This is a genomic window from Stackebrandtia sp. (assembly GCF_035643755.1).
Classification (GTDB): Bacteria; Actinomycetota; Actinomycetes; order Mycobacteriales; family Micromonosporaceae; genus Stackebrandtia.
The window spans coordinates 1-23742 of sequence record NZ_DASQPW010000181.1 but is presented as its reverse complement, the minus strand read 5'-3'; the positions used below and the strand labels follow the sequence as shown (position 1 = coordinate 23742).

The window sequence follows — 23742 nt, the reverse complement described above, 5'->3', positions numbered from 1 at the left end:
CTCCGCCAGGCGAACCGGCGGCAGGTCCCGCACCACGACGTCGCGTCGCGGCGCGGCGCCCTCGGCGGCGATCGCCCGCAGCCGTCGCCCCACCTCCGCCAGCCGCGACCGGTCGGCGGCGATGGTGGCCTCGAGGTCGGCGCGCCGCTGCCGCAGCAACTCCTCCAGCCGTGCCGGAGGCACCGACTCGTCCAGCAGCTGCTCGACCTCGCGCAGCGAGAACCCGAGGTCCTTCAGCGCCACGAGCCGGTTGAGCCGGGCCAGGCGCTCGGCCGAGTAGTACCGATACCCGGTCGATTCATCCACACGGGACGGCGGCAGCAGGCCGAGCGCGTCGTAGTGCCGCAACATGCGCACCGACACCCGGCCCAGCCGCGCGAAGTCTCCGATACCGAACACGCCGCCAAGTATGGCGCGCCCCGCACCCGTGCCTTGAACAGGCGGATGTGTTCGCCGGCACGGCGCCCGAGGAGCTCGTGTGAGGACACGTGCGACGAGGGCAACGCCGCCGGCGGGTGCATCGGTCGTTCAGGGCACCGAAGCGCTAGATCGCCGCCTTGAGGGCTTCCACCTTGTTGGCGGTCTCCCAGGTCAGCTCGGGCAGTTCGCGTCCGAAGTGACCGTAGGCGGCGGTCTGGCGGTAGATGGGCCGCAGCAGATTCAGGTCGCGGATGATCGCGGCCGGGCGCAGATCGAAGACCTTGGAGATGGCCTCCTCGATCTTGTCGACGGGCGCGTTTTCGGTCCCGAAGGTCTCCACGCGGACGCTCACCGGGTGCGCCTTGCCGATGGCGTAGGCGACCTGGGTCTCGCAGCGCTCGGCCAGGCCCGCGGCGACCACGTTCTTGGCGACCCACCGCATCGCGTACGCCGCCGAACGGTCCACCTTGGACGGGTCCTTGCCGGAGAAGGCGCCGCCGCCGTGGCGGGCGTAGCCGCCGTAGGTGTCGACGATGATCTTGCGGCCGGTGAGCCCCGCGTCGCCCATCGGGCCGCCCACCTCGAAGCGCCCGGTCGGGTTCACCAGCAGCTGGTAGTCGCTGGTGTCGATGTCGAGGGCGGCCAGCTCGGGGGCGACCACGTGCTCGGCGACGTCGGGGGCCATCATCGAGTCCAGCGAGATGTCGGCGGCGTGCTGGCTGGACACCACGACGGTGCGCAGCTTCACCGGCTTCAGGCCGTCGTACTCGATGGTCACCTGGGTCTTGCCGTCGGGGCGCAGGTACGGGACGGTGCCGTCCTTGCGCACGAGCGACAGGCGGTGGGACAGCCGGTGGGACAGCGCGATCGGCAGCGGCATCAGCTCGGGGGTCTCGCTGCACGCGAAGCCGAACATCATGCCCTGGTCGCCGGCGCCCTGCAGGTCGAGTTCGTCGTGGTCGCGGGAGTCCTCGCGCGACTCCAGCGCCTTGTCCACGCCCTGGGCGATGTCCGGCGACTGGGAGCCGATCGAGATGCTCACGCCGCAGGACGCCCCGTCGAAGCCCTTCTTGGACGAGTCGTAGCCGATGTTGAGGATGGTCTCGCGCACGATCGTGGGAATGTCAACGTATCCGCTGGTCGTGACCTCACCGGCGACGTGGACCTGGCCGGTGGTGATGAGGGTCTCCACGGCCACCCGGCTCGTGGGGTCCTCGGTGAGCAGGGCGTCGAGGATGCCGTCGCTGATCTGGTCGGCGATCTTGTCGGGGTGTCCCTCGGTGACGGATTCCGAGGTGAAAAGGCGGCCTGCCACGATGCTCCTAGACTGGTGGGTAATGCGGACGCCCCGAGTCTAACCGTGGCTATTCAGGCACTTGGATCTACCACAGCCGTACCACCTCGTCCCAGATAACGTCCGCCACATCATCCTTTGTGGCCGGAGGTTGCCGGGTGGTGGATCCGTCGGGGCGCAGGAGGGTCACGGTGTTGTCGTCGGTGCCGAACGCCTTGCCGCCGCCGACCTCGTTGAGCACGGCCAGGTCGGCGTTCTTGGCGGTCAGTTTGGCGCGGGCGTGGTCCGTGGCGTCGTGGGTCTCGGCGGCGAACACCACGAGCTTCTGCCCCGACGGTTTGGAGGCACCGAGCTCGGCGGCGATGTCGCCGTTGGGGGTGAGCCGCAGCGTGAGATCGCCGTCGGTGGACGTCTTCTTGATCTTGACCGGCGAATAGCTCGCGGGCCGGAAGTCGGCGGGCGCGGCGGCCATCACCACCGCGTCGGCGTCGCGCGCGGCGGTTCGAGCGGCCTCGCGCAGCTGCTCCGTGGTCTCCACGGTCACCAGGTCGGATCCGGCCACCGGGTCCAGGGACACGTTGGCGGCGATCAGCGTGACGCGGGCGCCGCGGGCCACCGCGGCCCGGGCGATGGCGTAGCCCTGCTTGCCGCTGGAGCGGTTTCCGATGTAGCGCACCGGGTCCAGAGGTTCGCGGGTGCCGCCGGCGGTCACCACGACCCGGCGCCCCGCCAGGTCGGGCTTGGCGTTTCCGCGGGCCAGCATCCGGGTGGCGGTGGCGAAGATTTCGGACGGTTCGGGAAGCCGGCCCCTGCCGGTGTCGGTGCCGGTGAGGCGCCCGCTGGCGGGTTCGGCGACGATCGCGCCGCGCCGCCGCAGCGCCGCCACGTTGTCCAGCGTGGCGGGGTGTTCCCACATCTCGGTGTGCATCGCGGGAATGAACAGGGTGGGACATCGCGCCGTCAGCAGCGTCGCGGTCAACAGGTCGTCGGCGCGGCCCGAGGCGGCGCGGGCCAACAGGTCCGCCGTCGCCGGGGCCACCACGACCAGCCGCGCGGCGCGGCCCAGCCGCACGTGCGGCACCTCGGCGACGTTGGCGAAGACGCCGGTGGCGACCTCGCGGCCCGACAGGGCCTCCCAGGTGGCCGCGCCCACGAACGTCAACGCCGCGGGCGTGGGCACCACGGTGACGGCATGCCCCGACTCGGTGAACAGGCGCAACAGCTCGCACGCCTTGTAGGCGGCGATGCCACCCGATACCCCGAGAATCACCTCGGGTGGGGCATCGCCGTTGGCAGCCATCGCTATCAGATGATGTCGGTCTCGACCGCGGGAATGCCGTTGCCCTCCGGCGCGGCCGGGACGTCCGGCAGCGGCTCGGTGACCAGCAGATCCTGGTCGATCTCACGCAGCGCGATCGACAGCGCCTTCTCCTGCGGGGTGGTTTCCACCAGCGGCCCGACGTACTCGAGCAGGCCCTCCCCGAGCTGGCTGTAGTAGGCGTTGATCTGACGGGCCCGCTTGGCTCCGTAGATCACCAGCTGGTACTTGGACTTGGATTTCTCCAGCAGGTCATCGATCGGCGGCTTGGTGATTCCGGTGGGATCGGCGACAGTTCCAGACACGCGCTTCCAGCACTTTCGGTTTCTCGGTGATTGTTCTAAGGACGTGTCGCCGGGCACGCCGCGGGCGGCTCAACCGGCGAACCGAGCAAGCCTACCAGCTCCTCGGTGGCCTGCTCGACGGAATAGTTGACCACTGTGTAGTCGAACTCCGATTCCGCGGCCAGTTCCTCGCGCGCCAGCGCCAGGCGGCGCTTGATCGTCTCGGAGTCCTCGGTGCCGCGTCCGGTGAGCCGGCGCACCAGCTCGTCCCACGACGGCGGCCCCAGGAACACCAGCCGGGCCTCGGGCATGGCCTTGCGGATTTGGCGGGCGCCCTGGAGGTCGGCTTCGGTGACGGCGGGAAGCCCGGCCGCCAGTCGTTCCTCGATGGGTCCCCGTGGAGTGCCATACAGATTGTTGGCGTATTGCGCCCATTCGAGGAACTGGCCGTCGGCGGCGAGCTTCTCGAAATGGCTGCGCTCGTAGTAGTGGTAGTGGAATCCGGGTATTTCGTCCGGTCGAGGTGCGCGTGTGGTGGCGCTCACCGAGAACCATACCCAGGGGTATCGCTCTCGGATGAGCGCCTTCACGCTCCCTTTGCCGACACCCGAAGGGCCAGATAGCACCGTCAGGCGTGCCGCCGGTGGGCGGTGGTCGTCAAAGCTCACGTGTTTTTTCTACCGGACGCCTAAGCGTCGCCGCCAGCGAACTCGGCAAGAAGCGCCTGACGCTGATGCTCACCGAGGCCACGCAGACGGCGGCTGTCGGCGATCTTCAGCTTCTCCATGATCTGGACGGTGCGCTTGTCACCGATTCCCGGAAGGGCCTTCAGCACGGCCGACACCTTCATCTTTCCGGCGATGTCGTCCTTGGACGCGGCGGCAAGCACGTCGCCCAGCGACAGCTCACCGGTCTTGAGCTTCTCTTTCAGCTCAGCGCGGGCCTTGCGTGCGGCGGCGGCCTTCTCAAGGGCGGCGGCGCGCTGCTCTGGCGTAAGAGACGGGAGCGGCACGGGGTCTCCTAGGGTGATTGTCTTGGTTGATTTAGGACTGCGCCTCGGGCCCGAACTGGCCGGTCCCTCGACACACGCTGGTTTTTTAACCCAGCGCGGGCAACGTAACCACACGTCCAAATACGCCACCACGCGGGGTGGTCCCCTCTTGTCTCAGGCGTTGCCTCAGTTCACCGGCCGAGTTGCTGTCTACATTGGTCTCCAGCCTGGGATGCGGCCTGCCTCAAACCGGGCGCGGATGGCCCGTGACGTGCGATTTCACGCGAATACGAGGGGATCGCCTGGCTGGCGGCGGTGCCCAAAACGCGCCGCAGATCCTCGGGTTTGCCACCCTGCGTGCCCATGCCCGGCACCAGGATGGGGCCGTTGAGGGCCGAAAGATCGTGAGCCGTCTCACCCGTTTGGACGGCAGAGTGGGTGACTCCGTACCCGCGCGAGTCCTGCTCACCGCGGGCGGCGCCCACGGTCGCGCCCACCACGACGCCCAAAGAACCCATGGGTTCGGTGTCGGCGTTGGCGTCGCCGATCTCGTCGATGATCGACTGCGCGACGGTGCGGCCGTCCTTGCGGCGGGCCCGCTGCACCTGCACGCCCTCGGGGTTGGACGTCAACGCCAGCACGAACACGCCGCGGTGATGGGCGGCGGCCATGTCGAACATCGGGCGCAGCGAACCCACGCCGAGGAAGGGGCTGGCGGTGACCGCGTCGCCGGCCAGCGGCGACGACGGGTCCAGGTACGCCTGCGCGTAGGCGTACGCGGTGGAGCCGATGTCGCCGCGCTTGGCGTCCACGATCACCAGGGACCCGCCGTGGCGGGCCGCGGCGATGACGCGTTCCAGCAGCGCGATGCCCGCCGAGCCGAAGCGCTCGAAGAACGCCGACTGCGGCTTGATGAACGCCACCTGGCCGGCCAGCGCCTCCACCATGGTCATGGCGAAGCGTTCGGCGCCGGCGACGGTGTCGTCCAGCCCCCAGGCGCGCAACAGCTGGGAGTGCGGGTCGATGCCGACGCACAGCGGGCCGCGTTTGGCCAGCGCCTTGGCGGCTCGGGCACCGAAGGGTGCGTCAATACCCATGGCGGGTTCCTCCTTGGGGGTGGCCGCCTTGCGGGTAGCCGTCGTCGGGGTGGGGGTCGGGGGGGTATCCGCCCCGGCGGTAGTCGTCGGGCGGCTGGCGATAGTCGTCGCCGGGGTATCCGCCCTGCTGTTGGCGGTAGTCGTCGCGGCCGTAGGCATCGGGGGGTTGACGGAAATCGTCCCGCTCGTAGGAGTCCTGTGTGGAGCGGTAGTCGTCGCGCGGTTGGGGCTGAGGCTGGGGCTGGGGGTGCGGTCGCGGTGCCGAGCGCGGCCGGGTCGGCGGCGGTGGCGGGCCGGCCTCGGCCTTGCGGATCGCCCGGGCCGAGCGCCGCACCAGGCTCGGTCCGTTGTAGACCAGCCCGGTGAACACCTGCACCAGGCTGGACCCGGCGTCCATCAGCCGCAGCGCGTCGCCGGGAGAGCCGATGCCGCCCACGCCGATGATCGGCAGCTTGCCGCCGGTCTCGCGGTGCACGAACTTGACGATCGCCTCGGTGATGCGCAGCAACGGCTTGCCCGACAGGCCACCGGACTGCGCGGCCTTGGCGTTCTCGCTGGGCGCCACGCCGTCCCGCGCCAGGGTGGTGTTGGCGGCGATGACCCCGGCCGCGCCACACGAGTAACACACCTCCAGGGCCTGGGCGATGGCCGGCTCGGTGAGGTCCGGGGCGATCTTCACCAGGATCGGCTTGCCCGCGCGGCCTCCCGACAGGTGCGACGCCTCGGCCACCAGGGCCCGCAGGATGGTCGTCAGCGCCTCGGCGTCCTGCAGGGTACGCAGGCCAGGGGTGTTCGGTGAGGAGACGTTAACGGCGAAATAGTCGCCGTAGCGGTACAGGGCGGTGAAGGACGCCAGGTAGTCGTCGACGGCGTGCTCCAGGGGCGTGGCCTTGGACTTGCCGAGACTGATGCCGATCGGGACCTCGGGTTTGGGTCCGCGCCCGAGCTCGGCGGCCAGGGCCTGGGCGCCGTTGTTGTTGAAGCCCATCCGGTTGATCAGCGCCTTGGATTCCGGCAGCCGGTACAGGCGGGGGCGCGGGTTGCCGGGCTGGGCGCGCCAGGTGACGGTGCCCAGTTCGACGAAGCCGAAACCGAGACTGGGCCAGGCCGCGGTGGCGGCGCCGTCCTTGTCCATGCCCGCGGCCAGTCCCACGGCGTTGGGGAACTCGATGCCGAAGACCCGCCGGGGGTCGGACACCGAGTACAGCTTCGACATCGACGACAGCATCCACGGCTTGGCGTCGGCCAACATGCCCACGGTGCGTTCGTGTGCGACTTCGGGGTCGCCGCGGCCCATCCGGAACAGCCAGGGGCGGACCATGCGTCGGTAAAACATCCTCAATTCCTTCAGTCGCGGTGCCGCGTGGGGGACGCGGCATCCATCGCGGCGTGCAGCTCCTGTAGCGGACGAACGGTCACGTCCCCTCGCATCATCGCCTCGATGCCCATAACCGCCGCCGCGGCCCCCTGGATGGTAGTGATGCACGGGGTGTCAACGACGACCGCCGCGCTGCGGATCTCGTAACCGTCGGTGCGCACCCCCGCTGACCCGGCCGGAGTGTTGATCACCAGGGACAGTTCGCCGGACCCGATCAGCTCGACGGCGTCGCGCAGCGCGGGGTCGGGGTGTTCGTCGCTGTGGCGGCGCACCGGGGTGTATTCGATGCCGTGGCGCCGCAGCACGTCGCCGGTTCCGGAGGTGGCGTAGACGGTGAATCCCAGGTCGGCCAGGCGCTTCACGGGGAACACCACGGCGCGCTTGTCGCGGTCGGCCACGGACACGAACACCTTGCCGCCGTCGGGAACGGCGCCGTAGGTGGCCATCTGGGCCTTGGCGAAGGCGTGCCCGAAGGCCGCGTCGATGCCCATCACCTCGCCGGTCGATTTCATCTCCGGGCCCAGCAGGGCGTCGATGCCGCGCCCCTCGACGGTGCGGAACCGCTTGAACGGCAGCACCGCCTCCTTGACGGCGATGGGGGCGTCGGACGGAAGATCGCCGCCGTCGCCGTGCGGGCGCAGCAGCCCCTCGGCGCGCAGGGTGGCGATCGAGGCGCCCATCATGACGCGGGTGGCGGCCCGGGCCAGCGAGACGCCGGTGGCCTTGGACACGAACGGCACGGTGCGGCTGGCGCGCGGGTTGGCCTCCAGCACGTACAGCACGTCGTCCTTAAGCGCGTACTGGACGTTGAGCAGGCCGCGCACCCCGATGCCGTGGGCCAGCGCCTCGGTGTGGCCGCGGATGGTGGCGATGGTGCCCGAGCCCAGGGTGATGGGCGGCAGGGCACAGGAGGAGTCGCCGCTGTGTATTCCGGCCTCCTCGATGTGCTCCATGATGCCGCCGAGGTACACCTCGGTGCCGTCGCACAGGGCGTCGACGTCGATTTCGATGGCGTCGTCGAGGAACCGGTCCACCAGCACCGGGTGTTCGGGGCTGATGTCGGTGGCGCGGGTGATGTACGACTGGAGCCGGGAGTCGTCGTAGACGATCTCCATGCCCCGGCCGCCCAGCACATAGGACGGTCGCACCAGGATGGGGTAGCCGATCTCGGCGGCGATCGCCTTGGCCTCGGCGTAGGTGGAGGCGGTGCCGTGTTTGGGAGCGGGGAGGTTGGCCTTGGACAGGATCTTGGAGAAGGCGCCGCGGTCCTCGGCCAGGTGGATGCTGTCGGCGGGGGTGCCCACGACGGGCAGCCCCGCGGCGGTCAGGGCGCGGGCCAGTCCCAGCGGGGTCTGGCCGCCGAGCTGCACGACCACGCCCACCACGCCGGGGCCGCCGGCGGCGGTGCCGCTGTCGTGCTCGGCGTGGTAGACCTCGAGCACGTCCTCCAGTGTCAACGGTTCGAAGTAGAGCCGGTCGGCGGTGTCGTAGTCGGTGGACACCGTCTCGGGGTTGCAGTTGACCATGATGGTCTCGAAGCCGACCTCGCGCAGGGCCGCCACGGCGTGCACGCACGAGTAGTCGAACTCGATGCCCTGGCCGATCCGGTTGGGGCCGGAGCCCAGGATCATCACCTTGGGGCGGTCGCTCGGCGCCACCTCCGTCTCGTCCTCATAGGACGAATAGTGGTAGGGGGTGTCGGCGGCGAACTCGGCGGCGCAGGTGTCGACGGTCTTGTACACCGGGTGCAGGCCGAGCCGGTGCCGCAGGCGGCGAATCCCGTCCTCACCGGCGAACTCGGGCCGCAGGGCCGCCAGTTGCCGGTCGGACAGACCCGCGCGCTTGGCGCGCCGCAGCAGCGCGCGATCCAGCACGGTGGCCCCGGCGACGTCGTCGCGCATCTGGGTCAGGCCCGCCAGCTGGTCGACGAACCACGGGTCGGCGCCGGACGCGGCGGCCACGTCGGCCACCGTGGCGCCCTGGCGCAGGGCGCGCTCGGCGGTGTAGAGCCAGCCGTCGTGCGGGGTGCGCAGCGACTCCAGGCTGGCCTGAAGCGACACGTTCTCCGGGTCGGGGCGGGTCCACAGCCCGGGCATCGAGGTCTCGGCGGAGCGCATCGCCTTTTGCAGCGCCTCGCCGAAGCTGCGGCCCAGCGCCATGGCCTCGCCCACCGACTTCATGGTGGTGGTCAGGGAGGCGTCGGCCCCGGGGAACTTCTCGAAGGCGAAGCGCGGCACCTTGACGACCACGTAGTCCAGCGCGGGCTCGAAGGCCGCCGGCGTGGCGCGGGTGATGTCGTTGGGGATCTCGTCCAGCGTGTAGCCGATGGCCAGGCGGGCGGCGATCTTGGCGATCGGGAAACCCGTCGCCTTGGAGGCCAGCGCCGAGGAGCGCGACACCCGCGGGTTCATCTCGATGACGACCATGCGGCCGTCGGCGGGGTTGATGGCGAACTGGATGTTGCAGCCGCCGGTGTCGACGCCGACCTCGCGCAGCACCGCGATGCCCATGTCGCGCATCCGCTGATACTCCACATCGGTGAGCGTCATGGACGGGGCGACGGTGACGGAGTCTCCGGTGTGGACACCCATGGGGTCGATGTTCTCGATGGAGCACACCACCACGACGTTGTCGTTGCGGTCGCGCATCAGCTCCAGCTCGAACTCCTTCCAGCCCAGGACGCTCTCCTCGATGAGGACCTCGGAGGTGGGGCTTTCGGACAGGCCGCTGCCGGCGATGCGGTCGAGGTCGTCCATGGTGTGCGCCATGCCGGATCCCAGGCCGCCCATCGTGAAGCTGGGACGCACGACCACGGGCAGGCCGAGCTCGGCGACGGTGGCGCGCACCTCGTCCATGGAGTGGCACACGGCGCTGCGAGGCACCTCTCCCCCGGCGGTGGCCACCACCCGCTTGAAGCGCTGGCGGTCCTCGCCGCGCTGGATGGCGTCGATGTCGGCGCCGATGAGTTCGACGCCGTACTTGTCGAGGGTGCCGGCCGCGTGCAGGGCCATGGCGGTGTTGAGCGCGGTCTGGCCGCCCAGGGTGGCCAGCAGCGCGTCGGGGCGTTCGCGGGCGATGACCTGCTCGACGAACTGCGGCGTGATGGGCTCCACATAGGTCGCGTCGGCGAACTCGGGGTCGGTCATGATGGTGGCGGGATTGGAGTTGACCAGGCTGACCCGGATGCCCTCGGAGCGCAGCACGCGGCAGGCCTGGGTTCCCGAATAGTCGAATTCGCATGCCTGGCCGATGACGATCGGGCCGGACCCGATCACCAGGACGTGATTGATGTCGTCGCGTTTAGGCACTGATGTTGTCCCCGATCATCTCAGTGAGCCGGTCGAACAGGTAGTCCGCGTCGTGCGGTCCCGCGGCGGCTTCCGGGTGGTACTGGACGGAAAAGGCGGGTATGTCCATACACGACAGTCCCTCGACCACGTTGTCGTTGAGGCAGATGTGGCTGACGCGCGCCCGGCCGAACTCGGTGTCGAACTCCGCCCCCGCCGCCGTCTCGCCCGCGGGCGGGCCCACGGCGCTGTGCTCATGTTCGCGGCTCGGCAGGCCGACCGCGAAGCCGTGGTTGTGCGCGGTGATCTCGACCTTTCGGGTGGTCTCGTCGCGCACGGGCTGGTTGATGCCCCGGTGACCGAACTTCAACTTGAATGTGGACAGTCCCAGGGCGCGGCCCAGGATCTGGTTGCCGAAGCAGATGCCGAACACCGGGATCCGGCGGGCGAGCAGCTCGCGCAGCACCGCGACCTGGTGGTCGGCGGTCGCCGGGTCGCCGGGGCCGTTGGACAGGAACACCGCGTCGGCGTTGACGGCGGCGATGTCGTCGAAGGTGGACGAGGCGGGCAGCACGTGGGTCTCGATGCCGCGCTCGGCCATCCGGCGCGGCGTGTTGCGCTTGATGCCGAAGTCCAGGGCCGCCACGGTGAAGCGCCGCTGCCCGTTGGCGGGCACCACGTACGGCTCGGCGCAGGTCACCTCGTCCAGCAGGTTGGCGCCGGCCATGGACGGCGACGCCTTCACCTTCGCCAGCAGCGCCTTCGGATCGGTGTCGAGGCTCGAGATGCCGCAGCGCATCGCGCCGCCGGAGCGCAGGTGGCGGGTCAGCGCGCGGGTGTCGACCTCGCAGATGCCGACCACGCCCTGGACCGCCAGCTCGTCCTCCAGGCCGCGGGTGGCCCGCCAGTTGGAGACCACGCGGGCGGCGGAGTGGATGACGTAGCCCGCCACCCAGATCCGCCGCGACTCCTCGTCGGCGGCGTTGACGCCGGTGTTGCCGATGTGCGCGGTGGTCTGCACGACCACCTGGCGGTGGTAGGACGGGTCGGTGAGGGTCTCCTGGTAGCCGGTCATGCCGGTGGCGAACACCGCCTCGCCGAAGGTCTCGCCCACGGCGCCGAACGCCTCGCCTTCGAAGACGCGTCCGTCCTCCAGCACCAGAATCGCGGGTGCGCGTTTCGGGCTCACCGCTTGCTCCCCTCGGTCAGCGCGCCCTCGAGCACGGTCGGTTGTCCATTGAAGAATGTCGTGGTCACCTTGGACGACAGGGTGATCCCGCGAAACGGCGTGTTGCGGCTCGGGCCCGACAGGGCGGCGGGGTCCACCGTCCAGGCGGCGCCGGGGTCGACGAGGGTGAGGTTGGCGGTCACGCCGGGCGCGGGGTCGTGGCCGTGGCGGTCCAGCCCGGCGATGCGGGCGGGGCGGCGGCTCATCCGCTCGGCCACGCCGTCCCAGTCGATGAGTCCGGTGGCCACCATGGTCTCGCCGACCACGCCCAGCGCCGTCTCCAGCCCGAGCATGCCCGGGGGCGCGGCGGCCCACTCGCATTCCTTGTCCTCGGTGGTGTGCGGGGCGTGGTCGGTGGCGACGATGTCGATGACGCCCTCGGCCAGGCCCGCGCGCAGCGCGTCCACGTCGGATTGTGTCCGCAGTGGAGGGTTCACCTTGTACACCGGATCGTAGGTGGTGGCCAGCGCGTCGGTCAGCAGCAGGTGATGCGGGCACACCTCGGCGGTGACGTTCCAGCCCGAGGACTTGGCCCAGCGCAGGATGTCGACGCTTCCGGCGGTGGAGACATGGCAGACGTGCAGGCGGGAGCCGACGTGCCCGGCCAGCAGCGCGTCGCGGGCGATGATCGCCTCCTCGGCGACGGCGGGCCACCCGGTGAGGCCGAGCTTCGCGGCCACCGCGCCCTCGTGCAGCTGGGCACCGGCGGTCAGCGACGGTTCCTGCGCGTGCTGCGCGATGACCCCGTCGAAGGCCTTCACGTACTCCAGGGCGCGGCGCATCAGCCGGGCGTCGGAGACGCAGTGGCCGTCGTCGGAGAAGACCCGCACCTTCGCCGCCGAGGAGGCCATGGCGCCCAGCTCGGCGAGGCGCTGGCCCGCCAGGCCGACGGTGACGGCTCCGATGGGTTGCACGTCAACGTATCCGGCGGCCTGGCCCAGGCTGTACACCTGCTCCACGACGCCGGCGGTGTCGGCGACCGGGTCGGTGTTGGCCATGGCGCACACGGCGGTGTAGCCGCCCAGGGCCGCCGCCCGGGAACCCGAGGCGACGGTCTCGGCGTCCTCGCGCCCGGGTTCGCGCAGGTGGGTGTGCAGGTCGACCAGGCCGGGCAGCAGGACCTGGCCGTCGGCGTCGACGACGCGCGAGCCGGGCCTGGCGCCGATCGCGCCGACCTCGCGGACGGTGCCGTCGTCGATGAGGACATCGACGGTTTCCCTACCCAACAGGTTGGCGCCCTTGATAAGCCAGCTGGTCACGCCGCTCCTCCCTTGTGTCCCGACAGCAACAGATACAGCGCGGCCATCCGCACCGAGACGCCGTTGGCGACCTGGTCCACGATGACCGAACGGGCGGAGTCGGCCACCGACGCGGCGATCTCCATGCCCCGGTTCATCGGACCGGGGTGCATGACCAGCGCCGATTCCGGCAGCCGGGACATGCGGTGGGCGTCCAGCCCGTAGCGGCGGGTGTACTCCCGCGCCGACGGGAAGAACGAGGCGTTCATGCGCTCGGCCTGGACCCGCAGCATCATCACCACGTCCAGGCGCGACAGCACCGCGTCGAAGTCGTAGCTGACGTCCACCGGCCAGGTGTCGACGCCCACCGGCAGCAGCGTGGGCGGCGCGACCAGGGTGACCTCGGCGCCGAAGGTGCGCAGCAGGGACACATTGGAGCGTGCCACCCGGCTGTGCAGGATGTCGCCGACGATGGCCACCCGCAGCCCCTCGAGGCGTCCCAGGTGGGAGCGCATGGTGTAGGCGTCCAGTAGGGCCTGGGTGGGGTGCTCGTGGGTGCCGTCGCCGGCGTTGAGCACGGCCCCGTCCAGCCAGCCGGTGAGCCGGTGCGGCGCGCCCGAGGCCGGGTGGCGCACCACCACGGCGTCGGCGCCCATCGCCTGCAGGGTGAGCGCGGTGTCCTTGAGGCTCTCGCCCTTGCTGACGCTGGATCCCTTGGCGGAGAACGTGACCACGTCGGCCGACAGCCGCTTGGCGGCGGCCTCGAAGGACACCCGGGTGCGGGTGGAGTCCTCATAGAACAGGTTGACGACGGTGCGTCCCCGCAGGGTCGGAAGCTTGCGGACCTCGCGGCCGCTCATGGCGTGGGCCATCTGGGCGGCGGTGTCGAGGATCAGGGTCGCCGATTCGGCGTCCAGGTCGTCGCAGGACAACAGGTGCTCGATCATGCCTCACCGTCCATCAGCAACACCGCGTCGGTGTCGTCGTGCTCGCTGAGCCGCACGGCCACCGACTGCGCCTGGGACGTGGGTATGTTCTTGCCCACATAGTCGGCGCGGATCGGCAACTGTCGGTGCCCGCGGTCCACCAGGACCGCCAGCTGCACCTGGGCCGGACGGCCCAGGTCGTACAGGGCGTTGAGGGCGGCGCGCACCGTCCGTCCGGAATAGAGCACGTCGTCGACGAGGATCACGCGCTGGTCGTCGACGCCGGATTCGGGGAGATCGGTGGGGCCCAGCGGACGCGCCGGGCGGATCCGCAGATCGTCGCGGTAGAGGGTGACGTCGAGGCTGCCGTGTGGCACCGACCGCCCCTCGAAGGCGGCGATGCGCGAGGCCAGCCGCCGCGCCAGGGGGACACCCCGGGTGGGTATGCCCAGCAGCACCGTATCCGCTGCGCCGTGGGTCTTTTCGAGAATCTGATGGGCGATGCGATCGACGACGCGGGCGATGTCGGATCGGGTGAGAATCCGCTGCCCCTGCGTCGGGGGGTCGTGGGCAGGCACTGCCATATCGACCTCTCCTTCCCCGCCTCACGGGACGGTCCGTTAAAAGAATGGCCGCCGCACATGGTACAGGGCTTTGGAACGCCGTGAGATCAACCCAGAGTAAGGAACAACTGTCCAATATGACCGCATTTAGGGGCAAATGTCGATCACGCTTAGTGAAATTTAGCCGGACCCCCACTTGCGCCCCCATCATCCATCGCCTAGAGTCACGCTGCGTAGCCAGAAACCGGTTACACCACCCCCTAAACCTGGAGTGCATCGAATGGCTTCAACACCCGAGTACGCGAAATTTCTCGGCAACCGCTTGCGGGACATCCGCATCCAGCAGGGACTATCCCTGCAGGGCGTGGAAGACAAGTCAGGTGGAAAGTGGAAGGCCGTCGTCATCGGCTCGTACGAGCGTGGCGACCGCGCCATTACCGTCGCGCGCCTAGCCGAGCTGGCGACGTTCTACCGCGTGCCGGTCGCCGAGCTGCTTCCCGATGGTGCCCCGCTTCCGGTCGAACCCGGCAGCAAGCTCACCCTCGACCTGGCGGCCCTGTACGACCACAGTTCGCCGGAGCTCACCCACGTAGCCCGTTACGCGCGCGGCATCCAGCAGCGCCGCGGTGACTACAATGGACGCGTCCTGTCGATCCGCGCGGACGACCTGACCGCACTCGCCATCATCTACGACACCACGCCGTCCGACCTGATCGAGAAGCTCAGCGACCTCGGCGTCCTGATCGCCGACCCGGCGAAGTTCTTCGCCGAGCAGAAGGAAGCCGACTAAGGCACCCCTTCTCAAGGCCGGGACACAAACGTCGATGCCCCCGCACGTCGCGTGACGTGCGGGGGCATTGTCGCCCTCACCGATTGTGTAGCGTCGAGGCGTGACGGTTGCCAAGCAGGTGTGGGAACGCTTCACCGAGGTGTCCAGGGCGGCCAAGGCCTCCACCGAACGGCGGCTGAGCGGCTACAACGTCCATGTCGGACAGCAGTTCGTGCTCGAATGCCTGTGGCAGGAGGACGGCCTCACCCCCAGCGAGCTGTCCCGGCGCATCGGGGTGGAGGCGGCCACGCTCACCCGCGCGCTGAGCCGCATGGAGGCGGCGCGGCTGGTTCATCGGGAGCCCGATCCGCGCGATCGTCGCAGGATCCGGACCTGGCTCACCGACACCGGTCGCGAGCTGCGCGAACCCATCACCAGGGAGATGGCCGACTTGCAGGCCGAGGCCGTCGCCCTGCTCAGCCCCGAAGAGGCGCGCCAGTTGGTGGAGTTGTTGGGGCGCATGGGTCGATCGCTGCGCGGCGAGTCCGCGACGTAAGCCTCCCGCGGAGAGATTCACTAAGCAGGCTTAGTAAAATGCTAAGCTGGCTTAGGAATCCGCACACTCTCCACTAAGGACTTTATTCATGGATCTGGGATTGCTGGACAAGGTCGTCGTCGTCACCGGCGCCTCGCGCGGCATCGGGCGCGCCACCGCGCTGGCCTTCGCCGCCGAGGGTGCCCGCGTCGCACTGACCTATCGCGCACGACGCGACGCCGCCGAAGCCGCGGTCGCCGAGATCGCCGCCGCCGGCGGCCACGGACTCGCGTTGCGGATGGACCTGTCGGATCCCGACACGATCGCCGAGGCCGTGGCCGCGGTGCGAGACCGTTGGGGCGGCATCGACGGCCTGGTCGCCAACGCGGTGCGCTGGCCCGACCGGCTCCCCGACCCCGACCGGCACTTCGAGGACGTCCCGGTGTCCGAATGGACGGACCTGTGGCGCCCCAACACCGAGGGCATGATCGCGCTCATGCAGGCGGCGCTGCCGGCGATGCGCGGGCGCGCGGACGGCCGCATCGTGCTGGTCTCCTCGGACGTGGCGCGGCACCGCGGCCCCGGCCACCCCGGTCTGGGCATCTACGGCGCCGCCAAGGCATCGATATCGGGACTGGCGAACGGGCTGATCGCCGAGCTCGGGGGCGACATCCTGGTCAACATCGTGGCGCCGGGCCTGACGGTCACCGAACACAACCTCGCGGCGATGCCCCAATCCGCCCGCGACGCCCAGATCGCCAGGACCCCCACGGGGCGATTGTCCACACCCGACGACGTCGCGCGGGCGATCGTGTTCCTGTGCTCGGCCGCCAACGGCAACATCACCGGAGACACCGTCAACGTCACCGGTGGGATCTAGCCCACGGTGTAGAACTCCAGCGGCAGATCATCGGGGTCGCGGAAGGCGATCAGGTCGCCGGTCGAGCCGGGCTTGATGCCGTCGTGCGGGATCCGCTTGGCGTCCAAGCGATCCCGCCACTCCTCCAGCGCCGCGCGGTCGGCGACGCCGAGGCCCACGTGATCCAGGCCGACGCGGCGCTCGCTGAAGTCCCCGTCCCGCGCCGCGGCGCGGTGGTCGACGAGGATCACCACGAGGCCGCCGTCGGCGTCGGACAGCTTCGCCTTGTCCATGCCCTCGGCCTGCCAGCGCTTGTCCACCGACAGCCCCAGGACGTCGCCGTACCAGGCGATGCTGCGGTCCAGATCGGACACCGACAGCGCGAGATGATGTATCCCGGTGATCTTGGACACCCGGACGCCTGTCAGCCGCCGGCCGTGGCGACGCTTTGCAGCACGCCGTTGATGAAGGCCGGGGAATCGTCGGCGCACAGCACCTCGGCGATCTTGATCGCCTCGCTGATGGCCACCGGGGTGTCCACGTCCTCGCGGTACCGCAGCTCGAAGGCCGCCACCCGCAGGATGTTGCGGTCCACCGCGGCCACCCGGTCCAGCTGCCAGCCCTTCAGGCTGGCGGCGATGGCGTCGTCCACCTCGTCGAGGTGATCGGCCACGCCCTCCACGAGGGTGGCGGCGTACTCGGGGATGCCGGGCATCTGTGGGTCCCGGGCCGCCAGCTGCTGCCGCTCCGACAGCACACGCATGATGGGTTCGTCGCGCTGCTCCGCCTCGTAAAGCACGTCCACGGCCCGCTTGCGGGCCTTGCGCCGGGCGGGGAACGCCGCCAAAGTCTTGTCGGACACGGCTTCAGGCGCGACTAAGGTATTTGCCGTCACGGGTGTCCACCTTGATCTTCTCACCGGTGGTGATGAACAGCGGAACCTGCACCTGCGCGCCGGTCTCGACGGTGGCGGGCTTGGTGCCACCGGAGGAACGATCGCCCTGCAGACCGGGCTCGGTGTGGGTGACCTCGAGGTCCACCGACGCCGGCAGCTCCACGAACAGCGGCTTCGACTCGTGCAGACCGACGGTCACCTCGGCCTCGGGCAGCAGGTAGTTGGCGTTGTCGCCGATGGTGGCGCCGGTGACATTGATCTGGTCGTAGGTCTCCAGATCCATGAACACGAAGTCCTCGCCGTCGGCGTACAGGTACTGCATCGTCCGCTTGTCGACGGTCGCGGTGTCCACCTTGGTGCCCGCGTTGAAGGTCTTGTCGACCACCTTGCCCGACAACACGTTCTTCAGCGTGGTGCGCACGAACGCGCCGCCCTTACCGGGCTTGACATGCTGGAACTTCACGACGGTCCACAGCACGCCGTCCAGGCTCAGCACCATGCCGTTTTTCAGATCGTTCGTGGATGCCATGCGTAAGTCCGGCCTCTTTCGGGTCTCGTTGGGAAGGCGACAGGCAAGTGTACCGACACTGCCGGGCGACCCCGCGCCCCGGTTTGACACTGACCACATTCGGCGCCGCCGGGGAAGATCACCGTCCCCCGCGGCGTTATGGTGCGGCGTCGTGGATGCCACCCGTTGTGGGCGCCCTTCCACGCCCCACACGTAGAAGGTCGCACCCGACATGACCGCAGTCACCACCGCTGAGCGCACCTCCCCCACCCGAGGCACCATCACGTGGATCATCACCGCCGGGGTGCTCCTGGCCGCGTTCAACATGCGCACCGCCGTCACCAGCGTCGGCCCGCTGCTGGACGAGATCGAGCGCTCCCTCGGCATGACCGACTCGGTCGCCGGGGTCCTCACCACGCTGCCGGTGATCGGCTTCGGGATCTTCGGCGGACTCACCCCCGCCCTGTCGCGCCGCTTCGGCGAGCGCATCGTGATGCTGGACGCCCTGGCCCTCATGGTCATCGGGCTCGTCGTGCGGTCCACGGTGGACTCCGAGGTGGTGTTCCTCATCGCCAGCGCCGCCGCCCTGGCCGGGGGCGCGGTCGCCAACGTGGCGCTGCCCGCGGTGGTCAAGCGCCACTACCCGAACCGCGTCGGCGCCATGACCACGGCGTACAGCACCTCACTGGCCGTGGGCACCATGCTGGCCGCCGGCCTCACCGTCCCCGCCGCCCATCTCTTCGGCGACTCCTGGCGCCCCGCCCTGGCGATGTGGGCGGTGCCCGCGCTGATCGCACTGATCCCCTGGTTCCTCACCCGCTCCACCGCCAGGCCCGGCAACGCCGACGCCGAGCCGACCCGGCCGGTGCGCGGCCTGGCGCGCAGCCGCTTCGGCTGGACGATGATGATCGCCTTCGGCGCCCAGTCCATGATCGCCTACATCATGTTCGGTTGGCTGCCCGAACTGTTGCGCGACCACGGTTTCAGCTCCACCCAGGCCGGGCTGATGCTGGGGATCTTCACGGCGGTGTCGATCCCGATCTCCATTGTGGTCCCGCTGCTGGCCGCCCGGCTGCGGCAACAGCGCGGCGTCCTGGCGGTGCTGGTCGGCGGCTACGTCGTCGGCATGCCCCTGCTGCTGGTCGGCGGCCACTCGGCCGTGGCCTGGATCGGCCTGCTGGCGGTGGCCGTGGGCATGGGGACCTTCCCGTTGATGCTCACGCTGTTCGCTCTGCGCGCCCGCACCCACGCGGGAACCGCCGCCATCTCGGCGTTCACCCAAAGCGGCGGCTACCTGATCGCCGGAATCGGCCCCGTCCTGGTCGGCGTCCTGCTGGACCTCACCGGCGGCTGGACGGCGCCGTTCGTCCTGCTGGGCATCGCCGCCGTGACGCACGCCGTGGCGGCGTGGCAGGTGACCCGGCCCCGATTCGTCGAGGACGAAGTGGCTACGGCCTAGGTTCCGCGCACCCGGCCCCAGCCAGCATGTCCACGGTCAGCCGATGGAGCCGTTCGGCGGCCCGGGCGTCGAACGCCTCTGTGGCCACGTCCACTTCGGTGTCTTGTGTGAACGCGGCCAGCGGCACCGTGGACGGGTTGTCGAGGTGCCGCGTCATGCGTTTCACTCCGGCATCGACGGGCTGGGCACGCCGCTTCATGTCGGCCAGCATCGCGGCGCTGTCGGCGTCGTACTGTCCGGTGAAGCCCGTCAGGGTCAGACCCGGGTGCAGCAGCACATAGCGGATCGGGCTGTCGCGGTGGCGCCCGGCGAAAGCGACGGCGTTGAGGTCGCTGAGCTTGCCGCATTGCGCCATCACGGCTTGGGGCCGATAGCCGTGGACGAACTGCGGGTCCTCCCAGTTCATATGCGACAGCGGCCCGCCGGGCCCGGCGAGGTCGAGAATCACCCCGTCACGGGACTTGGCCAGCCGCGACGCCAGACCGTGGGTGAACAGGAAGCGGCTCAGGTGGAAAAGCGCGAAGGTGGACTCGAAGCCCTCGCTGGTGCTGTGTCGCGTCGCGCGAAAGTACCGGGCGCACAGCACCAGGGCGTCCACCGTGGCCAGTCGCGCGGCGAGCTCGGAGATGACGCGGCGGTTCTCGGCCACCAGACTCAGGTCGGCGCGCATGAAGGTCGCCCGTTGCGCGGCGCCGAGCTCGGCGGCGGCCGCGAGGAACGTCCGCCCCTTGGGTTCGCTGCTGCCGACGACGGTGACCTCGTCGCCGCGGCGCAGGCACTCCAGGCCCAGCGCCCGTCCCAAGCCGTCGGTGCCCCCGGTGATCACGATGTGCCGCATGACTTCTCCTCCGATTTCCTGCCATCAGTGTTGACTTTTGAGGCTAGCAATTTATACTCGTGAGTCTAAATTTATGGCCAGGTGATTCTCATCTCTTGATGCCGACATACGATGATGCGGTGCCAATGGAGACGAGACGCGGACGGCTCGACAAACGCCAGGCCGTCATGGCCGCGGCCTTCTCCGTGTTCGCCCGCGACGGATACGACCAGGCGCGTGTCGAGGACATCGCCGCCGCGGCCGGCGTCGCCAAGGCCACTGTGTACAACCATTTCGGTGACAAGGAAACCCTGTTTCGCCAAGCGATCACCGACCTGTCCGATGCCGCGCTCACCAACAATCTGCGGGTGATCGGGCTACTGGACGAGGCGCGCGAGGACATCGCCGCCGCGTTGCGAAGGGTGGGCCTGGGCTTGGCCGAATGCTATTGCGCCGACTCCTCCCGGGCGCTGCGTCGGTTGCTGTCGTCCGAACCAGAGCAATTCTCCGACCTCCTCGGCGTCGTCTACGACCGGGTGTCCCGCCAGGTCACGCGGACCCTGGGAGACAAGCTGGCCCGATTGGCACTCGCCGGGCGGATCCGCGTCGACGACCCCCAACTCGCGGCCGAGCAGTTCACGGCGCTGCTATCCGGGCCGATCGAATCCCGCTCCCGGTTCGGGACCCGCACGATCCCCCGCACCGAGCTGCGCGGGATCGCCCGCGACGCGGTGTCCACCTTCGTCAAGGCGTTCCCGACGACCTGATCAAGCCTGTCGGCGAAGGTCCCGCATGTACAGGACCTTGTCGTAGCGGGCTTGCCCCACGGCGACGAAGTCGGCCAGGCGTCCGTATTCGGTGAAGCCCAGCGCGCGGTACAGCCCCAGGGCCGTGACGTTGTCTCCCCGCGCGTCGAGGGTGAGCACCTCGATGCCCGCCGACCGCGCGTCCTCGATGAGGGCCGCGGTCAGCGCCCGGCCGATGCCGCGCCCGTGCGCGTCGGCGTCCACGGCGAGTTTTTCCAGATCGGCGTGTGGCCGATGGGTGGGCCGGGCGTAGCGCCGCCAGTACCCGAGTCCGGCGAGCCGACCGTCCCGATAGGCCACCCGTAGGGCGGCGTCGCCCGACCTCGCCGCGTGGACGACGTCGTCGAGCAGGTCAGTCACCTCGTCCACCGACGGTGGATCGACCCAACCCAGTGCCGCGCCGCCCGACACCAGATCCGCCAGCAACCGGTGCGCCGACCTCGCGAGCTCGGCCTGCCGCTTCGGCTCGGTCCACACGTGCGGTGCGTCGACAACGACGCGTTCGGTGGTCACGTCGATGCATCCTCCCGGCTCGGTGACCCGTCCTCGGCGATGGCGCGAAGCCGTTGCCGATGTCGCTCGCGGTCGGCGCCGGTGCCGAACACCTCGGCGTCCACCTCGGCCATCAGCCGGACCGCCTCGTCGGTGACGGCGCGACCCTCCGGCGTGAGGCGCAGCCGCCGCGCGCGGGCGTCGCCCGGATCGTCCTGGCGCGCCACGAGCCCACGCGCGCAAAGGGTCCCGACCAGCTTCGACGTCATCATGCGGTCCGCCCCGGCCAGGTCGGCCGCCCGCTGTTGGGTGGGGGGCCGCTCGGTCGCGCTCAGCCAGCCGATCGCCCCCAGTAGACAGAACTGCGGGTAGGTCAGGCCGATGGGTCGCAGCCCGGCCTCGGCGCGCCGCCGCACCGCCAGGGCGGCGTGGTGCAGCCAGAAGGTCGGGCTCATCAGCGGCCCGCGCGGTCCCGGCGCGGCGTCACCCATGTGCTCCCCCATCGGTTGTCGTAGCGACAGTCTATTGTCTTTGTTGTCGCGACAACAAGGAGGATCTCGTGTTCGAGTTCAGCGCCCGGGCCGTCATCACCGCCGACCCCGAGGCCGTCTGGCGCGTCGTCACCGACGTCGAGAAATGGCCGAGCTGGGACCCCCACGAGCGGGCCGCGCGGTTGGACGGGCCCTTCGCCCCCGGATCGTCCGGGTGGTCGAAACCGCGCGGCGCCCCCGCCGCCGACTGGACCATCACCGCGGTGACGCCGGGGCGCGCATGGACGTCGACCAGCCCGCTCCCGGGCGGGGAATTGATCGGGGTGACCGGCTACGAACCGCTGGGAGACGGCCGGATCCGGTGCACCCGCACCATGCGGGCGCGCGGACCGCTCACCGCGGTGTTCCGCCTGCACTTCGCGCGGCGGATCCGCGCCGACTGGCCGATCAGCTGCGCCGCCCTCGAACGCGTGGCCGCCGCGTCGGCGCGGTGACGCCAGACCTCAGACCGCGAGGTGCTCCAGGGCCAACCGATAGCCGTCCACGCCGCAACCGATGACGACGCCGTCGGCGTGGGGGGACACATAGGAGTGATGGCGGAACGACTCTCGCTTGTAGACGTTGGAGATGTGCACCTCGATGAGGCGGCCCGTGAGCATGGCGCAGGCGTCACCGATCGCGATCGAGGTGTGGGTCCAGGCCGCGGCGTTGAGGACCACGTCGGCGCCCGCGTCGGCGGCGGCGTGGAGCCAGGCGAGCATCTCGGCCTCGGCGTTGGTCTGGCGGACCGCGACGTCCAGACCGAGGCGGCGGGCGGCCGCCTCGCACAGCAGCGCCAGGTCGGCGTAGGTGGTGGTGCCGTAGATCTCGGGCTCGCGGGTGCCCAGCCGGTTCAGATTGGGTCCGTTGAGAACGTAGACGGTCACGTCGAGACCTCCCGGTAGGCGGCGAGCATCTGCTCGGGCGTCACATCGTCCACAATAACCGGACGGGCGAGCGCGTCGAGCAGGACGAAGCGAATCGTGTCGCCGACGGCCTTCTTGTCGACCCGCATCGCCGCCAGCAGTGCCCCCCAGTCGCCGCCCCGGTAGGTCACCGGCAGGCCGACGCGGTTCAGGGTGGCGCGCAAGGGATCGACCAGGTCGGCGCGTCCGGTGAGACGGCCGAGCGCGGCCGCGTAGACCATGCCGACCGCGACGGCGTCGCCGTGGCGCCAGCGGTAGTTCTCCACCTTCTCGATGGCGTGGGCGAAGGTGTGTCCGTAGTTGAGGATGGCGCGCCGACCCGATTCCCTCAGGTCGCCCGCCACCACCTCGGCCTTGACGGCGACCGCGCGCCGGACCAGGTCGGCCAGCAGCGGCGCGGCGGGATCCGTCGCGGCGTCGGGGTTGTCGTTGATGGCGTCGAGAATCCCGGTGTCGGCGATGTAGCCGCACTTGATGACCTCGGCGAGGCCCGCGACGCGATCGGCGGCGGGGAGTGTGTCCATCGTGCTCAGATCGCACAGGACGGCCCGGGGCGGGTGGAACGCGCCGACGAGGTTCTTGCCGCTGGCGGTGTTGACGCCGGTCTTGCCGCCCACGGCGGCGTCGACCATCCCGAGCAGGGACGTCGGCAGCTGCACCACGTCCACGCCGCGCAGCCAGCACGCGGCCACGAACCCGGCCAGGTCGGTGACCGCTCCCCCGCCGACGCCGATGACGAGGTCGTTGCGCGTGAATCCCTCGCGGCCGAGGCGATCCCAGCAGGAGGCGGCCACGTCGATGCCCTTGCCGGCCTCGGCGTCGGGGACCTCGATGAGCGTGGTCTTTACCTCGTCATCGATATATCTTGCGATCTTTCGCGCGTGTTCGGCCAGGGGCGCGGCATGGACGATCGCGGCGCGCGAGGCGCCCGCGAGATGGTCGGACAGCGCGATGGTCGCGTCACGGCCGATGACGACCGGATACGGGCGCTCGCCGCCGACGGTGACCGTGAGCGGGGCGCCCAGCCAGCCCGCGAGCTCGTCGGCGACGGCCGCGGCACCGGCATCGTCGGTGGCCACGGTGTAGTCGGCGACCTCGGTGTACAAGGGACGGCGCCGGTCG

General features: G+C 70.0%; 26 protein-coding genes and 1 pseudogene. 6 read left to right on the top strand and 21 right to left on the bottom strand.

Features of this window, described 5'->3' with window-relative positions:
* The 13 genes and pseudogenes from VE172_RS13585 to pyrR form a co-directional block, all read right to left on the bottom strand.
* Positions 1-399: MerR family transcriptional regulator (locus VE172_RS13585; RefSeq protein ID WP_324802458.1), on the bottom strand; the 399-nt coding region annotated here is incomplete at its 3' end.
* Positions 400-544: 145 nt separating this feature from the next.
* Complete coding sequence (gene metK, locus VE172_RS13580) at positions 545-1735, bottom strand: methionine adenosyltransferase (protein WP_324802457.1); 1191 nt, start codon at positions 1733-1735, stop codon at positions 545-547.
* Positions 1736-1802: 67 nt separating this feature from the next.
* Positions 1803-3014: a bifunctional phosphopantothenoylcysteine decarboxylase/phosphopantothenate--cysteine ligase CoaBC gene (gene coaBC, locus VE172_RS13575; protein ID WP_324802456.1), complete on the bottom strand. Its 1212-nt coding sequence runs from the start codon at positions 3012-3014 to the stop codon at positions 1803-1805.
* Positions 3015-3019: 5 nt separating this feature from the next.
* The gene (gene rpoZ, locus VE172_RS13570) at positions 3020-3337 is read right to left on the bottom strand and encodes a DNA-directed RNA polymerase subunit omega (protein WP_324802455.1); all 318 of its coding nucleotides are present in this window, start codon (positions 3335-3337) and stop codon (positions 3020-3022) included.
* A 35-nt stretch (positions 3338-3372) separates the two neighbouring features.
* Positions 3373-3984: a guanylate kinase gene (gene gmk, locus VE172_RS13565; RefSeq protein WP_324802454.1), complete on the bottom strand. Its 612-nt coding sequence runs from the start codon at positions 3982-3984 to the stop codon at positions 3373-3375.
* A 20-nt stretch (positions 3985-4004) separates the two neighbouring features.
* Entirely contained in the window at positions 4005-4328 is a 324-nt protein-coding gene (gene mihF / locus VE172_RS13560) for an integration host factor, actinobacterial type (RefSeq protein WP_324802453.1), read from the bottom strand.
* A 170-nt stretch (positions 4329-4498) separates the two neighbouring features.
* Positions 4499-5404, bottom strand: a complete 906-nt coding sequence (gene pyrF, locus VE172_RS13555) for an orotidine-5'-phosphate decarboxylase (RefSeq protein WP_324802452.1) — start codon at positions 5402-5404, stop codon at positions 4499-4501.
* A gap of 307 nt (positions 5405-5711) precedes the next feature.
* A pseudogene (locus VE172_RS13550) lies at positions 5712-6740 on the bottom strand (quinone-dependent dihydroorotate dehydrogenase); the annotation flags it as partial.
* 11 nt (positions 6741-6751) lie between these two features.
* Positions 6752-10090: a carbamoyl-phosphate synthase large subunit gene (carB, locus tag VE172_RS13545; RefSeq protein WP_324802450.1), complete on the bottom strand. Its 3339-nt coding sequence runs from the start codon at positions 10088-10090 to the stop codon at positions 6752-6754.
* On the bottom strand, positions 10083-11258 hold the full coding sequence (carA, locus tag VE172_RS13540) for a glutamine-hydrolyzing carbamoyl-phosphate synthase small subunit (RefSeq protein ID WP_324802449.1): 1176 nt from the start codon (positions 11256-11258) through the stop codon (positions 10083-10085). The genes carB and carA overlap by 8 nt, the downstream gene beginning before the upstream one ends.
* Positions 11255-12556: a dihydroorotase gene (locus VE172_RS13535; protein WP_324802448.1), complete on the bottom strand. Its 1302-nt coding sequence runs from the start codon at positions 12554-12556 to the stop codon at positions 11255-11257. Before VE172_RS13535 ends, carA begins: the two co-directional genes overlap by 4 nt.
* A complete protein-coding gene (locus tag VE172_RS13530) occupies positions 12553-13482 on the bottom strand; it encodes an aspartate carbamoyltransferase catalytic subunit (protein ID WP_324802447.1) in 930 nt (309 codons plus the stop codon). The genes VE172_RS13535 and VE172_RS13530 overlap by 4 nt, the downstream gene beginning before the upstream one ends.
* A complete protein-coding gene (gene pyrR / locus VE172_RS13525) occupies positions 13479-14045 on the bottom strand; it encodes a bifunctional pyr operon transcriptional regulator/uracil phosphoribosyltransferase PyrR (RefSeq protein WP_324802446.1) in 567 nt (188 codons plus the stop codon). Before pyrR ends, VE172_RS13530 begins: the two co-directional genes overlap by 4 nt.
* A gap of 259 nt (positions 14046-14304) precedes the next feature.
* On the opposite strand from pyrR, the gene VE172_RS13520 reads away from it, so the two are divergent.
* The 3 genes from VE172_RS13520 (at position 14305) to VE172_RS13510 (ending at position 16208) form a co-directional block, all read left to right on the top strand.
* Positions 14305-14814 (top strand): transcriptional regulator, encoded by a 510-nt coding sequence (locus tag VE172_RS13520; protein WP_324802445.1) that lies wholly within the window; start codon positions 14305-14307, stop codon positions 14812-14814.
* Between the two features lie 100 nt (positions 14815-14914).
* Positions 14915-15349, top strand: coding sequence for a MarR family winged helix-turn-helix transcriptional regulator (locus tag VE172_RS13515; RefSeq protein WP_324802444.1), 435 nt, complete (start codon positions 14915-14917; stop codon positions 15347-15349).
* Between the two features lie 88 nt (positions 15350-15437).
* Positions 15438-16208: an SDR family NAD(P)-dependent oxidoreductase gene (locus VE172_RS13510; RefSeq protein ID WP_324802443.1), complete on the top strand. Its 771-nt coding sequence runs from the start codon at positions 15438-15440 to the stop codon at positions 16206-16208.
* Here the strand turns inward: VE172_RS13510 and VE172_RS13505 are convergent.
* From VE172_RS13505 to efp, 3 genes are read right to left on the bottom strand one after another with little or no spacing between them, the layout of a single operon-like run.
* The gene (locus VE172_RS13505; protein ID WP_324802442.1) at positions 16205-16600 is read right to left on the bottom strand and encodes a VOC family protein; all 396 of its coding nucleotides are present in this window, start codon (positions 16598-16600) and stop codon (positions 16205-16207) included. The genes VE172_RS13510 and VE172_RS13505 overlap by 4 nt on opposite strands.
* Positions 16601-16611: 11 nt before the next feature.
* A complete protein-coding gene (gene nusB / locus VE172_RS13500) occupies positions 16612-17049 on the bottom strand; it encodes a transcription antitermination factor NusB (RefSeq protein WP_324802441.1) in 438 nt (145 codons plus the stop codon).
* Positions 17050-17053: 4 nt separating this feature from the next.
* Complete coding sequence (gene efp, locus VE172_RS13495) at positions 17054-17611, bottom strand: elongation factor P (protein WP_324802440.1); 558 nt, start codon at positions 17609-17611, stop codon at positions 17054-17056.
* A gap of 211 nt (positions 17612-17822) precedes the next feature.
* On the opposite strand from efp, the gene VE172_RS13490 reads away from it, so the two are divergent.
* On the top strand, positions 17823-19049 hold the full coding sequence (locus VE172_RS13490; protein WP_324802439.1) for a CynX/NimT family MFS transporter: 1227 nt from the start codon (positions 17823-17825) through the stop codon (positions 19047-19049).
* On the opposite strand, the gene VE172_RS13485 is transcribed toward VE172_RS13490, so the two are convergent.
* The gene (locus VE172_RS13485) at positions 19039-19887 is read right to left on the bottom strand and encodes an SDR family NAD(P)-dependent oxidoreductase (RefSeq protein ID WP_324802438.1); all 849 of its coding nucleotides are present in this window, start codon (positions 19885-19887) and stop codon (positions 19039-19041) included. The two genes, VE172_RS13490 and VE172_RS13485, sit on opposite strands and share 11 nt — an antisense overlap.
* Positions 19888-20012: 125 nt before the next feature.
* On the opposite strand from VE172_RS13485, the gene VE172_RS13480 reads away from it, so the two are divergent.
* Positions 20013-20633: a TetR/AcrR family transcriptional regulator gene (locus VE172_RS13480; RefSeq protein WP_324802437.1), complete on the top strand. Its 621-nt coding sequence runs from the start codon at positions 20013-20015 to the stop codon at positions 20631-20633.
* Here the strand turns inward: VE172_RS13480 and VE172_RS13475 are convergent, their stop codons facing one another.
* A complete protein-coding gene (locus VE172_RS13475) occupies positions 20634-21149 on the bottom strand; it encodes a GNAT family N-acetyltransferase (protein WP_414715099.1) in 516 nt (171 codons plus the stop codon).
* Between the two features lie 32 nt (positions 21150-21181).
* Positions 21182-21655, bottom strand: coding sequence for a MarR family winged helix-turn-helix transcriptional regulator (locus VE172_RS13470; protein WP_324802435.1), 474 nt, complete (start codon positions 21653-21655; stop codon positions 21182-21184).
* Between the two features lie 68 nt (positions 21656-21723).
* Between VE172_RS13470 and VE172_RS13465 the strand changes: the two genes are divergently transcribed.
* Positions 21724-22149: an SRPBCC family protein gene (locus VE172_RS13465; protein ID WP_324802434.1), complete on the top strand. Its 426-nt coding sequence runs from the start codon at positions 21724-21726 to the stop codon at positions 22147-22149.
* A gap of 9 nt (positions 22150-22158) precedes the next feature.
* Here the strand turns inward: VE172_RS13465 and aroQ are convergent, their stop codons facing one another.
* Both aroQ and aroB read right to left on the bottom strand, forming a co-directional pair.
* Positions 22159-22581, bottom strand: coding sequence for a type II 3-dehydroquinate dehydratase (gene aroQ / locus VE172_RS13460; protein ID WP_324802433.1), 423 nt, complete (start codon positions 22579-22581; stop codon positions 22159-22161).
* A complete protein-coding gene (aroB, locus tag VE172_RS13455) occupies positions 22578-23645 on the bottom strand; it encodes a 3-dehydroquinate synthase (protein ID WP_349258367.1) in 1068 nt (355 codons plus the stop codon). Before aroB ends, aroQ begins: the two co-directional genes overlap by 4 nt.
* Between the last annotated feature and the right edge of the window lie 97 nt (positions 23646-23742).